Below are 12,794 nucleotides of genomic sequence, written 5' to 3'. Positions count from 1 at the left end.
TCAGCGCATTGGTGACCACGGTCAGCTGGGCGCCCTCGGCGCTGGTGTTCAGGTCGGGACGGACGGCCAGGGGGCGCGCGCCCCCGCGGCCTGGTAGAACCGACGCATGGCACGCACCATCGCGAGCAACACCCGGGTCGACCGGGACGCCCTGATCGAGTTCATCCGCCCCCGGCACAAGGTCCTGCTGATGACCACCCGGTCCGACGGCCGGCCGCAGTCCTCCCCGGTCTCCTGCGGCGTCGACGCCGAGGGCCGGCTGGTGATCTCCACCTATCCGGAGCGGGCGAAGGTGACCAACATCCGCCGCGACCCGCGCGTCTCCGCGTGCGTGCTCTCCGACGACTGGAACGGCCCCTGGGTGCAGGTCGACGGCACCGCCGAGGTGCTCGACCTGCCGGAGGCCCTGGAACCGCTGGTGGACTACTTCCGCGGCATCTCCGGCGAGCACCCGGACTGGGACGAGTACCGGCAGGCGATGGTCCGGCAGGGCAAGTCGCTGATCCGGGTCACCATCGACAGCTGGGGGCCGGTCGCCACCGGCGGCTTCCCGGCGCGGCTGGCCGACTGACGCTCAGTACGCGGCGGTGAACCGCATGTTCTCGAAGCGCGGGTTCTCGATCTCGTCGACGATGGCCACCGCCAGGTCCTCGTAGGTCAGCACCGAGCGCCCGCGCTCGTCGACCACCGGGTGCTCGGTGCCGGTGCGGTAGCGGCCGGTCCGCTCGCCGGGATGGAACTCCAGCGGCGGCGGGGAGAGGTACGTCCAGGTCAGCCCGTCGGGCGAGGAACGGTAGAGGGCGAGGGCGTCGGCCTGGCCCAGCGCCGCGTCGCGGTACTCGTCGGGGAAGTCCGGCTCGTCGAGGAACCGGGTGTCGTTCGGCGTCAGCAGCGTCGCCCCGCCCCCGACGTGGATGAGCCGGGGCGGGTTCGGCACGTCCCGCAGCACGGTGACCAGGTTCTCCGCCGCGTCCCGCCAGAGCGCCCGCTCCCCGCCGCCGATCGCCACCACGATCACGTCGGCCCCGGGGGCCAGCTCCCGGACGCTGCGCGCCGAGGTGGCGTCCCCGGTCACCACGTGGACCCCGGCCGGCAGCCAGGTGGCCGCCTCCGGGCGGCGGACCACCGCCGTGACCCGGTGCCCCCGACCGGCCGCCTCCGTGACGATCCGCGAGCCCGCGGTGCCACCCGCGCCGTACACCACGACGTTGCTCATGCCGACACTCCGCTTCGCTTCGTGCCGCCATGAGGCACCATCGCGCTGAGCCTGACGATTCGCTCGCTGCGCTCGCTCATGCCGACACTCCGCTTCGCTCCGTGCCGCCATGAGGCACCATCGCGCTGAGCCTGACGATTCGCTCGCTGCGCTCGCTCATGCCGTCCAGGCTATGGACCGGCCCGGCCGCCCGTCGGCGGAACGGCTCAGTCGAGCAGGGCGGAGTAGACCAGCTGGCGCAGCTGCGAGCGCAGCGGGTACGTGCTCGACGGCATCAGCTGGGTGAACAGCAGCGCGGTGACCTCCTCCGCCGGGTCGACCCAGAACGCGGTGCTGGCCAGGCCGCCCCAGTAGTACTCGCCGACGCTGCTGGGCACCCGGGCCGGCACCGGGTCCTGCACCACGGCGAAGCCCAGGCCGAAGCCGATGCCGTCCAGCACCGTCTCGGCGAACCCCGCCGGCTCGAACGACGCCAGGTCGCCGCCGCCGGGCAGGTGGTTGCGGGTCATGTAGCGCACCGTGCGGGGCCCCAGCAGGCGTACGCCGCCCAGCTCGCCGCCGCGCAGCAGCAGCTGCGTGAACTGGTGGTAGTCGGCGGCCGTGGAGACCAGCCCGCCGCCGCCGGAGAGGCAGTCGGGACGGTTCAGCGCGGCGGCCCCGATCCGGTCGGCGCGGATCGCCCGGCCGGTGCCCGGGTGCGGGGTGTAGAGGGCGGCGAGCCGCTTGGCGTCCGGCTCGTCGACCCACCAGCGGGTGTCGGTCATGCCCAGCGGGGTGAGGATCCGCTCGGTGAAGAACTCGTCCAGGCTCTGCCCGGAGACCACCTCGACCAGCCGGCCCAGCACGTCGGTGGAGACGCCGTAGTTCCAGCCGGAGCCGGGCTGGAACATCAGCGGCAGCCGGGCCATCCCGGCCGAGGCGCCGGCCAGGTCCAGCCCGGGCGGCACGCCCAGGTCGTAGCCGGCGGCGCGGTAGAGCGCGTCGACCACCGAGGTCTGCGCGAAGCCGTACGTCAGGCCGGAGGTGTGGGTGAGCAGGTGCCAGACCCGGATCGGCTCCGTCGCCGGCACCGTGTACGCCTTGAGCGCCGAGCCCTTGTCGAAGACCCGGACGTCGGCGAACTCCGGCAGCCAGCGGCTGATCGGGTCGTTCAGCTCGAAGTGGCCCTCCTCCCACAGCATCATCGCCGCGACGGAGGTGATCGGCTTGGTCATCGAGTAGATGCGCCAGAGGGTGTCCCGCTCCACCGGCGCGCCGGTCTCCACGTCCCGCATGCCGTACGTCGAGGAGTGCGCGATCTCGCCGCGGCGGGTGACCACGATCTGCCAGCCGGCGAGCCGGCCGTCGTCGACGTACCGGCCGAAGTGTTCGTCGATGCGCGCGAGCCGCGCGGGGTCGAAGCCGATGAGGTCCGGGTCGGTGGTGCGTGCCACGCTCACGTCGCGAACCTACTAGTCGGTACGCCGCCGGCGGAAGGCCCACCGCCGCTGTCGGTGCCGGCGCATAGGGTGGTGCGATGCCCGAGCCGACCGAGGACGTCACGTTCCGCCACCAGGACTGGTACGCCGAGGAGCTGGTCGACCGGCATTTCGTCAGCTGTGTCTTCCACGACGTCGACCTCACCGAGGCGGTCAGCCGGGGCGCGTCCTTCACCGGGTGCACCTTCGGCAACGTGCGGTTCAACTCCTCCCGGCACGTCGACTCGGCCTTCACCCGCTGCGTGTTCCGGCGGTGCAACTTCTTCGAGGCCGAGTTCACCGGCTGCAAGCTGGTGGGCAGCACCTTCGAGCAGTGTGACCTGCGGCCGTTGCGGGTCGACGGCGGCGACTGGTCGTTCGTCGCGCTGCCCGGGGCCGACCTGCGCGGAGTGAGCCTCACCGGCGTGCGGATGCGCGAGACGGACCTGACCGGGGCCAATCTGACGGGGGCCACGGTGACCGGCGTGGACCTCTCCGCCGCGCAGCTGCACGCGGCCCGGCTCACCCGCGCCGACCTGCGGGGAAGCGACCTCACCGCGCTCGACCCGACCGCGGTGGAGCGGGCCGGGGCGATGATCGACGCGGAGCAGGCGGTCGTGCTGGCCCAGGCGCTCGGCTTCGAGATCCGCTGACCGGCGCGACCACTTACCCGAGAGGTAATCGACGCGGCCCGGTGACCGACGCAGAATCGTCCCCAGTGGCCCGGCGACACGGGCCGATCCCACGGGAGGGACGATGCCCGCCTTCGCGCTGGCCCACCTGCGCACACCGCAGATCAACGAGGACGTCCTCGAGTACATCGAGAAGATCCAGTCCACTCTCGACCCGTACCAGGGCCGGTTCCGGGTGCACGGCACCGAGGTGGAGGTGAAGGAGGGCGACTGGCCCGGCACCGTGGTGATCGTCGAGTTCCCGGACGTCGAGCGCGCCCGGGCCTGGTACGAGTCGCCGGCGTACCAGGAGATCCTGCCGCTGCGCACCCGGCACATCGAGGGCTCGACGCTCATCGTCCAGGGAGTCGGGCCGGACTACGACCCGCGCCGTACCGCCGCCCGACTGCGGGAGGCGCACGAAGTCACCGGCTGAGTCCCACCGGCGGGGGAGCACCGCCCCTCCCCGTCGGGAGCCCGCGCGTCCCGGCTGGCGACAGGCTGGACGGCATGACACTCAGCCTGCCCACCGGCACCCGTCCCGCTCTGCTGCCGTACGCCGTCGGGGCGTGGGCCGCCGGCTACGGCGCCCTCCGCCTGGCCTGGGCGGTGACCGGCGCGCCGGAGTTCCCACCGCTCGGCACCGACCTGGTGGTCTTCACCGGTTGGTGGGCGGTGGCGCTCTGCGCTGCCGCCGGGCTGGTCGCGGCCGGCCTGGCGACGGCCCGCTCGTGGCGTCCAGCGCTGGCAGTCGGCGGCTGGGTGGTCTGCGTGGCGGTCGTGGCCGCCTGCGCGCTGCTCCTGCTCGACCTCGTGGGGCTGCTGATCCTGCATCCGTTCGCCGGATTCACCGTCGCCGGCTTCGCCAGCCGGCTCGGCGCGCTGACCGGCGCGCTGCTGCTGCACGCGGCGCTGGTGCAGCATCGCCGCCGGTTCCGGTCGGACTGCCGGGAGTGTGGCCGGACCGGCCCGGTGGCAGTGCCGGGGACGGGTGTGCCGGGCTGGGCCCGCGCCGGGGCCTGGCTGGCGGTCGCCGGTTGCCTGGTGCGGCTGGCCGCCCAGGCGGCGGCCGGCTTCGGCGAGGTGCCGCTGGCGCAGGGCGCCTCGATGGTCGCCTTCGAGGTGGGTTTCCTGCTCGCCGGGGTGCTGCTGCCGCTGGCCCTGGTGCACTCCTGGGGACGGATCTGGCCGCGCTGGGTGCCGCTGCTGGCCGGCCGGCGGATCCCCCGCCCGATGCTGCTCGTCCCGGCCACGGTCCTCTCGGTAGGCCTGGTCGTCTACTTCGGCGTCGGCCTGACCCAGCTCGCCGTGGAGACCGTCGCCGGCACCTTCGACGGTGAAGGGCACTACTCGCTGGCGTTCTTCTGGGTGGCCGAGCTGGGTTACTGGGTCTGGGGTTGGGGCCTGGGCGCCGCCGCGTGCGGATACCACCTGCGCACCCGGCGGCCCTGCCCGGACTGCGGTCGGTGAGGGCCCCGCAGACGCGGGGCCCTCACCGCGCTCAGCAGGCGATCGGCTTCACCCAGGAGCACTCCAGCCCCTCGGGGGCGCGTGGCGCGTCGGGCGCCACCGGCGGCGCCACCCGCGCGGTGGTCACGCTCTTTTCGGTGTACGACGCCAGCGCGATCGCGATCTGGTCCTCCAGCCCCTTCACCGACGAGGCCAGGTAGTTGTTGAGCACCACCGAGAAGGCCAGCACCCGGCCGTCGGCGTCGGTGACGTAGCCGGACAGGCCGGAGACCCCGGTCAGGCTGCCGGTCTTGGCGTGCACGTTGTTCGCCGCCGGCGTGTTGCGCATCCGGCTGCGCAGCGTCCCGCCGACGAAACGTTCGGCGTTGCCGGCGATCGGAAGGGCGTCGTACCAGTCGGCGAACCAGGGCTCGGCGCGGACCGCCGCGAGCAGGGCGACGAACTCGGCCGGCGGGATGAAATTGCGCCGGGACAGCCCCGAGCCGTCGCGCTGGCGCAGGGTGCCGGTGTCCATGCCGGTGTCGGCGACGTACCCGCTGATCGCGGTCAGCCCCGCCGACCAGGTGCCCGAGTCGGAGATGACCCGGCCGATCTCCTTGGTCAGCACCTCGGCGTGCCCGTTGTTGGACAGCTTCAGGAACGGCACCATCAGCTCGGCCAGGGTCATCGAGTCGTGCCGGGCCACCGGCGTCGCGTCGGCCGGGGTGGCCCGGCCGAGCACGGTGTTCCCGAGCACCCGCACCCCGTGCCGGCGCAGCGCGGCCCGGAAGACGTCGGCGGCGTACCCGGTGGGCTCCCAGACGGTCATCCAGTCGCTGGACGGGTCGTCGCCGATCGCGATCTGGCCGGTGACCACCACGGTGTTGGTGCCGTGCTCCCGTTCGAAGGCGATGGTGGTCCTGCCCTCGGCGACCGTCTCGGCCCGGTTGTCGATCCGCACGTAGCCGTTGGGTGGCGTCATGGTGACCGTCGGCGGGGCACCGGCGGTGGCGGCCGGGGCGGCGTGCACGATCACGGTGCCGGCGTCGTAGTCGGTGTCCGGGGCGACGGTCAGCGCGGAGACCTGCGCCGAGTAGTAGTACGACTCGTCGTCCCACGCCCAGTCCGGACCGAGCCGGGTGCGGTCGTAGCGGGTGTCGTCGGCGACCAGGTTGCCGGTCACCACCCGTACGCCGCTCGCGGCCACCTCGGCGGCGAGCGCGTCGTAGTCGGCGGCGAGCATCGTCGGGTCGCCGCCGCCGCGCAGGTAGAGGTTGCCGGAGACCATCCCGGCCCGGTGCTGCCCGGTGGTGCGCACGTCGGTGGTGAACCGGTGCCCCGGGCCGAGCAGTTCCAGCGCCGCGGTCGAGGTGAGCAGCTTGGTGTTGGAGGCGGGGATCAGTCGGCGGTCGCCGTTGCGGTCGTACAGTGTCTGCCCGGTGGCGGTGTCCACGACGACCACTCCGGCCTGCGCGCCGGTGAGCCGGGCGTCGGCGAGGATCGCGTCGATGGTGGCGTGCAGCCGGGTGGCCGCCGGGGTCGGCGACTCGGCGGTGGCGGGAAGGGCGCCGGCGGCGGCCACGGTGGCGGCGAGCGTCGCCAGTGCCAGGCTCCGGGTAAAGAGACGACGATGCATGCGTTGACGCTGCCATGGAGATTTCCGCCGGGCAAGACTTCGCGCCGAAGGTTTTTTCCGGATCCCGGTCCTCGGCCCCAGCCTAGCGACGATCGGGCCGCTGAGGAGTGGAAACGCCAGGCGTGCGAGCGCTCCCACAGAGCCCGCTCTATTTGACGGACGCCCGCCCAGGGGGCACCGTGGGGTGAGGGGGCCATTGCGATGCGCCCCGATTCGCCGGGCAACGACCGGTTCGCCACAGGTGCGCGCTTCGCCACTCCGCGCGACGTCCCGCTTCCGAGAACCCACGAGGAGTCCCGCCATGCTCACCATGACCGACAACGCCGTGCTCGTGATCCGCGACCTCGCCCTCCAGCAGGACGTCGCCGAGGACGGCGGGCTGCGCATCGCCGCCGACACCGACGCCGGCTCGCTCACCATCGAGCTGGTGCCGGAACCGGTGCGGGGCGACCAGGTGGTCGACAACCAGGGCGCCCGCATCTTCCTCGACCCGGACGCCGCCGAGCTGCTCCACGAAACCTCCGTCGACGCGGTGGTCGACGAGGAGGGCATCGTGCAGTTCGGCTTCACCGAGAAGGAGTGACTCAGCCGGCGCGGCCCGGTGCGCCTCGCCGCCCGGTGCGGCCGGGTGGGACGCCCGCGTTCCTCCTCGCCGCGCCACGGGCCGGGCGGCTGGTCCCGGGCCGGTCAGGTGAGCGCGGCCAGGCCGGAAACCGTCGCGGGAAGCCGCCGACGGCGAACTAACGGCTCAGGCTCGCCGGGAGGCCGAACGCGGCGAACAGGCCGGGTGCCTCGAACACGTCCATCGCGGCGAGGAGGCCCGCCTCCGGGCGCAGCACGATCAGCGCGAAGGGGCGGAACGCGGTGTCGCCGGCGCCGTGGACGTAGGCGGCGGCCGTCGGCTGGCGGTTCGCGGCCGTCGGCAGCATCCGCCACCGGCCGGGGGTGTTCATGTCCCGGCGCAGTGCCCGGGCGACTGCGGCCCTGCCGGTCCACTCGCCGACCCCGGGCTCGATGGTCAGCCGGACGTCCTCGCGGAGCAGGTCGACCACGCCCTGCGGGTCGGCCCGTTCGTGCGCGGCGATGTACCGCTCCAACAGCTCGCGCTGCGCCGAATCCGGAACGCCTGCGGGCGACCACTCCAGGCGACCGCCCGGCCACTGCTCGCGCAACGTCGCCCGGGCCCGCTGCAGGGCGCTGTGGACCGCCGGCACACTCGTGTCGAGCAGGGCGGCTGCCTCGCTCGCCGACCAGGACAGCACGTCGCGCAGGATGAGCACGGCCCGCTGGCGGGGCGGCAGCAGCTGGATCGCGGCGAGGAACGCCAGGGAGATCGTCTCGCGGCCGACGGCCACCGCGTCGGGGCCGGGACGCTCGTCGAGCAGCTGGTCCGGGTACGGCTGCAGCGGCGGAGCCGTGCGCCGCAGGGTGTCCAGGCAGGCGTTCGTGGCGATGCGGTACAGCCAGGTCCGGGGGCTGGAACGCTCCTCGAACGCGTCCCTGGACCGCCACGCGCGCAGGAACACCTCCTGCACGTGGTCCTCGGCCGCGTCGAACGACCCGAGCAGCCGGTAACAATGGACCTGCAGTTCGCGGTGGTACCGGCGGGTCAGGTCCGTGAACCTCGTGGCGTCCACAGCTACCTTCATACCCGTACCGACGAAAAAAGCCGGCCGGATCATCGGAGATGTTCCGGCCGCCGTACGTCTACCCGGGTATGGCGATTGTTGAGGTGGACATCTCGATGTCGGTGGACGGGTTCGTCACCGGGCCCGACCTGGACGAATGGCCCGGCTTCGGCAAGGGCGGCGAGCGGTTGCACGCGTGGCTCGAGTACGACGAGGGGCGGCGGCTGAGCGAGGCGACGTTCGCCGCGTCCGGCGCCGTCGTGACGAGCCGGTCGGTGTACGAGGCGACCGGCGGTTGGGGCGACGACGGCTTCTACCGGATGCCGGTCTTCGTCGTGACCCACCGGCCGCACCCGGTGGTGCGCAGGGGCGACACCACGTTCACGTTCGTGACCGGCGGGGTCGCCGCCGCGATCGAAGCGGCCGCGGCCGCCGCCGGCGACAAGCGGGTCCACGTGATGGGCGGCGCGTCGGTCGTCCAGCAGGCGCTGCGGACCGGCCTGGTCGACCACCTGCGACTGCACGTCGTCCCGCTGCTGCTGGGGTCCGGCACCGCCCTGTTCGACGGTGCCGGCCCCGAGCTGGAACATCTGGACACGGTGGACACTCCGGAGGCCACCCACGTGACGTACCGGATCGGGCGGGCCAGACCCTGACCGGCCCGGCCGACGGCTGCGCGCCGGCCAGGGGTGCGGTGGACGCTGCGGGCTCATCCCGCTCCATGATCCACGAGGCGTGGTCTAGGGGTGGGCCGGCCGGCCGGGCCGTGCTTGACTGGCCGGTGCCGCCGACGGTCGAGGAGCGCCGATGCCGCAGGACACCCGGATCCTGCTCGTCCCGGGAAGCACCCGGGCCGGGTCCACCAACACCGCCGCCCTGCGCACCGCGCACGCCCTGGCCGTGCCGGGGGTGGCCACCACGTTGCACGACGCGCTGCGTGAGCTGCCCGCCTTCGACCCGGACCAGGTCGACGCGCCGCCCGCCCCGGTGGTGGCGCTCCGCGCCGCGCTCGCCGCCGCCGACGCCGTGCTCTTCTGCACCCCCGAGTACGCCGGCACCCTGCCGGGCAGCTTCAAGAACCTGCTCGACTGGACGGTCGGCAACGGCGACCTGTACGGCAAGCCGGTGGCCTGGGTGACCGTGGCCGCCCCGGGGCGCGGGGGCGGAGCGGAACAGACCCTGCGGATGGTGCTGGGCTACCTCAACGCCGAGATCGTCGAGCCGGCCTGCGTACGCCTGCCACTGCCCCGCGACGGGGCCGGCGCCGACGGGTTGCTGGCCGACGCGGAACTGCGGGCCGGCCTGGCCGACGTGCTGGTCCAGCTCGGCGCGCACGTCGACCGGGCCGCCGCCGTGCCGGCCTCCGGTCCGCCCACCCGTCCCTAGTTTGGAGACCGGCGGGCGAACCGGCTGTCGCGACGACTCAGTCGTCGTCGCCGTGCCGGTCGCCCCCGTGGTCGTCGCCGCCGTGCCGCCGGTCGTCGTCCCCGTCGTCCGTGCCGCCCCGCCGGTCGCCACCCCGGTCGTCCGTGCCGGTCGCGTCGTCGCGGTGGCGATCGGCCGCGCCGGGCGCGTCACCGCCCCGGTCGTGCGCGCCGGGCGCGTCGTCGGCGCGCCGACGGTCCGGGGCGGTCCGGTCGTCGCCGGCCTCCTGCCGGACGCGCAGCACCCCGCCGGTGACGCGGTCGACGTGGACGTCCCAGCCGGCGGCGCCGGCCAGCACCTCGACGCTCCACACCGCACGGCCGTGTTCCCGCTCGGCCTCGACGTCGACGACCCGCCCGCCGCCCACCGCGGCGAGGGCGATCGCCCCGGCCCGGTCCCGGTCGACCCCCTCGCCGGCCGGCGCCACCCCGACGGTGGACGGGCCGTCGTCCGGCGTGGGGCTGTCGTCGACGGCTGCGGCGGCGAGGGCGGCGCTCGGGGCGCGGACCGCACGGTCGGCGGCGGTGACGCCGAGGGCCGCGCCGGTCACCGCCAGCACCGCCACGCCGCCGGCCGAGGCCAGGATCAGAGAGGTACGTCGCATGATGTTCCACCTTCCGTCGGTCCGTTCGCTGTCCTGTCGAGCATCGACCGGGGGCGGATAGCGGCGCGCTGTCCCGACGCTAAACGACGGTTATCCCGGCGGCGGGCGCAGCCGCAGCCGCACCTCGGCCCCGCCGCCCGGCCCGGCGCCGAGTTCCAGGTGACCGCCACCGGCCCGGGCCGCCCGGTCGGCGATGTCCAGACCGAGTCCGGTCGACCCGGCCCCGCTGGACCCCCGCCGGGCCGCCCCGGCCGGCAGCCCCGGCCCTTCGTCGGCGACGGTCAGCAGCACCCCGCCGGCGTCCGCCGCCAGCCGCACGGCGAACGGCGTGCCGTCCGGCGTGTGCGCGAAGACGTTGCCCAGCAGGGCGTCCACCACCGCCGCCAACTCGTCGGCGGCCACCCCGACCGGCAGCGGCCCCCGCGCCAGCTCCAGGTCCACCCGCCGGCCGGTGTCCTCGGCCAGCACCGACCAGAACGCCACCCGCTCGGCGACCACCGCCGCCGCGTCGCTCACCGCCCGGCCGGCGGCGGCGGGCGAGCTGCGCCAGCGGGCCTCACGGATCAGCCCGGTGACCGCCCGTTCCAGCCCGTCGACGGCGGCGGTGACCCGGGCGGCGTCGTCCGGGTCGCGCAGCGACTCCGCCTCCAGCCGCAGTGCCGTCAACGGGGTGCGCAGCCGGTGCGACAGGTCCGCCACCTGCTCGCGCTCCTCCCGCAGCAGCACCTGGATCCGGCCGGCCAGGTGGTTGAGCGCACCGGCCACCTCGCGCAGCTCCGCCGGTCCCGCCGGGCTGACCCGGGCATCCAGCTCGGCGTTCGCCAGTCGGTGGGACACCATGGACAGCTCGGTGATCGGCCGGGTGAGCGAGCGGGCCAGCCGGTCGGCGACCACCAGGCCGACCACCACCAGGAGCGCGCCGAGCAACGCCAGCACCGTCCACGCCCGGGTCACCCCGGCGGTCAGCTCGGCGCGGGGCACGACCGTACGGATCACCGCGGCGCCCTCCGGCCGTCCCTGGACGGCGATGACCACCTCCCGTCCGCCGTCGGACTCCGCGGTCAGGCTCTGCCCCCGCGCCGCCAGGGCCACCGCCGGCGTACGGGGCGCGGCCGCCCCCAGCACCGTGCCGTCGGGCAGGAAGACGGTGACCGGCCGGCCCGAGTCGGCGACGAGCTGCTCGACGGTGATCCGGACGATGTCGAGTTCGGCGGTGCCGACCACCGGCACCAGGCTCTGCGCGTCGGCCGTCGCCCGCACGGTCGCCCGGTCCTCGGCGACGGTGCGGACCAGCAGCGCCAGCGGCACCAGGAAGGCGACCAGGGTGAGCACGCTGACCGACGCGACCAGCAGCGCCAGCCGTCGCCTCACCCGACGGCCCCGGGCGGCGGCGTCAGCCGCACCCCGACACCCCGCACGGTGTGCAGGTAGCGGGGCTGCTGGGCGTTCTCGCCGAGCTTGCGGCGCAGCCAGGACAGGTGCACGTCGACGGTCTTGTCGGCGCCGCCGTACGGGATCCGCCACACCTCGGTGAGCAGCTCCCGTTTGGTCACCACCTGCCCGGGCCGGGCGGCGAGGTGGTGCAGCAGGTCGAACTCGCGGGGCGTGAGCTCCACCGCGACGCCGTCCAGGCTGACCTGGCGGGCGCGCGGGTCGATCCGCAGTCCGCCCACCACCAGCGCCGGATCGCCGTCGCGGCCCTCGGGGGCGGCCCGCCGCAGCACCGCCCGGGCCCGGGCGTCCAGCTGCGCCGCGGTGAACGGCTTGACCACGTAGTCGTCGGCCCCGGCGTCCAGGATCCGGACGATCTCCCGCTCGTCGTCGCGCGCGGTGGCCACGATGACCGGCACGGAGCTGACCGCCCGGAGCATGCGCAGCAGTTCGGCGCCGTCCAGATCGGGCAGTCCCAGGTCGAGCACGACGAGGTCCGGCCGGTCGTCGAGCGCGTCCCGCAGGCCGGCCAGGGCGGTGGAGGCCGCGGCCACGGCGTGCCCACGGTCGCGCAGCGCGCGGATCAGCGGCGTACGGATGGTGAGGTCGTCCTCGATCAGCAGCAGGCGGGCCACACGTGGAAGGCTAGTTCCCGGCGCCGGTCCCGGCCGCCCACCACAACCCTCCCTTAACCATGCGCTGGGCGCGCCGCAACCTGACGTCGGGCACACTCGGGGGATGCCCGGTCGCTCCCTCCTCGCCGTCGTCGGTTGGCTCGTCACCGCGGCCGCCGCGCTGCTGGTCGGGTTGGCGGCGATCCAGCTGGTGGGCGAAAGCATCAGCGGCACCCCGGGCGGGGTGCGCAGCCGGGAGGAGGTGCTGCGGGCGCTCGCCACCCCGCAGCCGTCCGTCGGCGGGGCCACCCCGCCGGCCGCCGGCCCGGTCCCCTCCGGCACCCACCCCGGCCCCGGCGTCACCTCCGCCGCGGGCGCCCGCCGGGTGCTCGCCACCACCGGCGGGACGGCCGTGGCCGAGTGCGGGCCGTCCGGGGTACGGCTGGTCTCCTGGGCCCCGGCGCAGGGCTACCAGGTACGCGACGTCGACCGGGGCCCGGACGAGCACGTCGAGGTCCGGTTCGCCGGCCCGGGGGGCGAGGACGAGCTGAAGGTCGTCTGCGCCGGCTCCCCGCCCGTGCCGCAGCGCCGGGACTGAGGGCGTAACCGCAGGTCAGAAGCCTTGACTGTCAGCCACCCGACAACTCGTCGACTGGTTGGGGA

At 74.5% G+C, this 12,794-nt stretch carries 15 protein-coding genes and 1 pseudogene; 8 read left to right on the top strand and 8 right to left on the bottom strand.

The window, feature by feature from the left end:
• Positions 1 to 79, bottom strand: a pseudogene (locus AB0I41_RS09980) (alkaline phosphatase); the annotation flags it as partial.
• Between the two features lie 27 nt (positions 80 to 106).
• On the opposite strand from AB0I41_RS09980, the gene AB0I41_RS09975 reads away from it, so the two are divergent.
• The gene (locus tag AB0I41_RS09975) at positions 107 to 571 is read left to right on the top strand and encodes a PPOX class F420-dependent oxidoreductase (RefSeq protein WP_357104284.1); all 465 of its coding nucleotides are present in this window, start codon (positions 107 to 109) and stop codon (positions 569 to 571) included.
• Positions 572 to 574: 3 nt separating this feature from the next.
• Here the strand turns inward: AB0I41_RS09975 and AB0I41_RS09970 are convergent, their stop codons facing one another.
• Together AB0I41_RS09970 and AB0I41_RS09965 are read right to left on the bottom strand one after the other, a co-directional pair.
• Entirely contained in the window at positions 575 to 1,216 is a 642-nt protein-coding gene (locus AB0I41_RS09970; RefSeq protein WP_357104281.1) for an NAD(P)H-binding protein, read from the bottom strand.
• A gap of 206 nt (positions 1,217 to 1,422) precedes the next feature.
• Positions 1,423 to 2,655 carry a serine hydrolase domain-containing protein gene (locus AB0I41_RS09965; protein ID WP_357104278.1) on the bottom strand — a complete coding sequence of 411 codons (1,233 nt, stop codon included), beginning with the start codon at positions 2,653 to 2,655 and terminating at the stop codon, positions 1,423 to 1,425.
• Between the two features lie 77 nt (positions 2,656 to 2,732).
• Between AB0I41_RS09965 and AB0I41_RS09960 the strand changes: the two genes are divergently transcribed.
• The 3 genes from AB0I41_RS09960 to AB0I41_RS09950 all read left to right on the top strand — a co-directional run bounded on the left by AB0I41_RS09960 (position 2,733) and on the right by AB0I41_RS09950 (position 4,814).
• Positions 2,733 to 3,326 (top strand): pentapeptide repeat-containing protein, encoded by a 594-nt coding sequence (locus AB0I41_RS09960; protein ID WP_357104275.1) that lies wholly within the window; start codon positions 2,733 to 2,735, stop codon positions 3,324 to 3,326.
• Between the two features lie 103 nt (positions 3,327 to 3,429).
• The gene (locus AB0I41_RS09955) at positions 3,430 to 3,780 is read left to right on the top strand and encodes a DUF1330 domain-containing protein (RefSeq protein WP_357104272.1); all 351 of its coding nucleotides are present in this window, start codon (positions 3,430 to 3,432) and stop codon (positions 3,778 to 3,780) included.
• A 74-nt stretch (positions 3,781 to 3,854) separates the two neighbouring features.
• Positions 3,855 to 4,814: a hypothetical protein gene (locus AB0I41_RS09950; RefSeq protein WP_357104269.1), complete on the top strand. Its 960-nt coding sequence runs from the start codon at positions 3,855 to 3,857 to the stop codon at positions 4,812 to 4,814.
• A gap of 31 nt (positions 4,815 to 4,845) precedes the next feature.
• On the opposite strand, the gene dacB is transcribed toward AB0I41_RS09950, so the two are convergent.
• Complete coding sequence (dacB, locus tag AB0I41_RS09945) at positions 4,846 to 6,429, bottom strand: D-alanyl-D-alanine carboxypeptidase/D-alanyl-D-alanine-endopeptidase (protein ID WP_357104267.1); 1,584 nt, start codon at positions 6,427 to 6,429, stop codon at positions 4,846 to 4,848.
• 301 nt (positions 6,430 to 6,730) lie between these two features.
• Here dacB and AB0I41_RS09940 point away from each other — a divergent pair, with 301 nt between their 5' ends.
• A complete protein-coding gene (locus AB0I41_RS09940; protein ID WP_357104264.1) occupies positions 6,731 to 7,012 on the top strand; it encodes an iron-sulfur cluster biosynthesis family protein in 282 nt (93 codons plus the stop codon).
• Positions 7,013 to 7,169: 157 nt separating this feature from the next.
• Here the strand turns inward: AB0I41_RS09940 and AB0I41_RS09935 are convergent, their stop codons facing one another.
• Positions 7,170 to 8,066 carry a sigma-70 family RNA polymerase sigma factor gene (locus AB0I41_RS09935; RefSeq protein WP_357104261.1) on the bottom strand — a complete coding sequence of 299 codons (897 nt, stop codon included), beginning with the start codon at positions 8,064 to 8,066 and terminating at the stop codon, positions 7,170 to 7,172.
• Between the two features lie 50 nt (positions 8,067 to 8,116).
• On the opposite strand from AB0I41_RS09935, the gene AB0I41_RS09930 reads away from it, so the two are divergent.
• Together AB0I41_RS09930 and AB0I41_RS09925 are read left to right on the top strand one after the other, a co-directional pair.
• Complete coding sequence (locus AB0I41_RS09930; RefSeq protein WP_357104258.1) at positions 8,117 to 8,713, top strand: dihydrofolate reductase family protein; 597 nt, start codon at positions 8,117 to 8,119, stop codon at positions 8,711 to 8,713.
• Positions 8,714 to 8,864: 151 nt separating this feature from the next.
• The gene (locus AB0I41_RS09925; protein ID WP_357104256.1) at positions 8,865 to 9,443 is read left to right on the top strand and encodes an NAD(P)H-dependent oxidoreductase; all 579 of its coding nucleotides are present in this window, start codon (positions 8,865 to 8,867) and stop codon (positions 9,441 to 9,443) included.
• A gap of 37 nt (positions 9,444 to 9,480) precedes the next feature.
• Here the strand turns inward: AB0I41_RS09925 and AB0I41_RS09920 are convergent, their stop codons facing one another.
• The 3 genes from AB0I41_RS09920 to AB0I41_RS09910 form a co-directional block, all read right to left on the bottom strand.
• A complete protein-coding gene (locus tag AB0I41_RS09920; protein ID WP_357104254.1) occupies positions 9,481 to 10,086 on the bottom strand; it encodes a PepSY domain-containing protein in 606 nt (201 codons plus the stop codon).
• Positions 10,087 to 10,176: 90 nt separating this feature from the next.
• Positions 10,177 to 11,457 carry a HAMP domain-containing sensor histidine kinase gene (locus AB0I41_RS09915; protein WP_357104252.1) on the bottom strand — a complete coding sequence of 427 codons (1,281 nt, stop codon included), beginning with the start codon at positions 11,455 to 11,457 and terminating at the stop codon, positions 10,177 to 10,179.
• Entirely contained in the window at positions 11,454 to 12,152 is a 699-nt protein-coding gene (locus tag AB0I41_RS09910) for a response regulator transcription factor (RefSeq protein ID WP_357104249.1), read from the bottom strand. Before AB0I41_RS09910 ends, AB0I41_RS09915 begins: the two co-directional genes overlap by 4 nt.
• Before the next feature lie 103 nt (positions 12,153 to 12,255).
• Between AB0I41_RS09910 and AB0I41_RS09905 the strand changes: the two genes are divergently transcribed.
• Positions 12,256 to 12,729, top strand: a complete 474-nt coding sequence (locus AB0I41_RS09905) for a septum formation initiator (protein ID WP_357104246.1) — start codon at positions 12,256 to 12,258, stop codon at positions 12,727 to 12,729.
• The last annotated feature ends 65 nt before the right edge of the window (positions 12,730 to 12,794 follow it).

The sequence above is a fragment of the Micromonospora sp. NPDC050200 genome, from assembly GCF_040656135.1.
In the GTDB taxonomy this organism is placed as follows: Bacteria; Actinomycetota; Actinomycetes; order Mycobacteriales; family Micromonosporaceae; genus Micromonospora.
Note: the sequence above shows the minus strand (reverse complement) of the source record. Positions and strands in the feature narration are given on the sequence as shown.

Coding starts and splice junctions, on each gene's coding strand:
- AB0I41_RS09975 (WP_357104284.1), top strand. CDS start 107: ATGGCACGCACCATCGCGAGCAACACCCGGGTCGACCGGGACGCCCTG.
- AB0I41_RS09970 (WP_357104281.1), bottom strand. CDS start 1,216: ATGAGCAACGTCGTGGTGTACGGCGCGGGTGGCACCGCGGGCTCGCGG.
- AB0I41_RS09960 (WP_357104275.1), top strand. CDS start 2,733: ATGCCCGAGCCGACCGAGGACGTCACGTTCCGCCACCAGGACTGGTAC.
- AB0I41_RS09955 (WP_357104272.1), top strand. CDS start 3,430: ATGCCCGCCTTCGCGCTGGCCCACCTGCGCACACCGCAGATCAACGAG.
- AB0I41_RS09950 (WP_357104269.1), top strand. CDS start 3,855: ATGACACTCAGCCTGCCCACCGGCACCCGTCCCGCTCTGCTGCCGTAC.
- dacB (WP_357104267.1), bottom strand. CDS start 6,429: ATGCATCGTCGTCTCTTTACCCGGAGCCTGGCACTGGCGACGCTCGCC.
- AB0I41_RS09940 (WP_357104264.1), top strand. CDS start 6,731: ATGCTCACCATGACCGACAACGCCGTGCTCGTGATCCGCGACCTCGCC.
- AB0I41_RS09930 (WP_357104258.1), top strand. CDS start 8,117: ATGTTCCGGCCGCCGTACGTCTACCCGGGTATGGCGATTGTTGAGGTG.
- AB0I41_RS09925 (WP_357104256.1), top strand. CDS start 8,865: ATGCCGCAGGACACCCGGATCCTGCTCGTCCCGGGAAGCACCCGGGCC.
- AB0I41_RS09920 (WP_357104254.1), bottom strand. CDS start 10,086: ATGCGACGTACCTCTCTGATCCTGGCCTCGGCCGGCGGCGTGGCGGTG.
- AB0I41_RS09905 (WP_357104246.1), top strand. CDS start 12,256: ATGCCCGGTCGCTCCCTCCTCGCCGTCGTCGGTTGGCTCGTCACCGCG.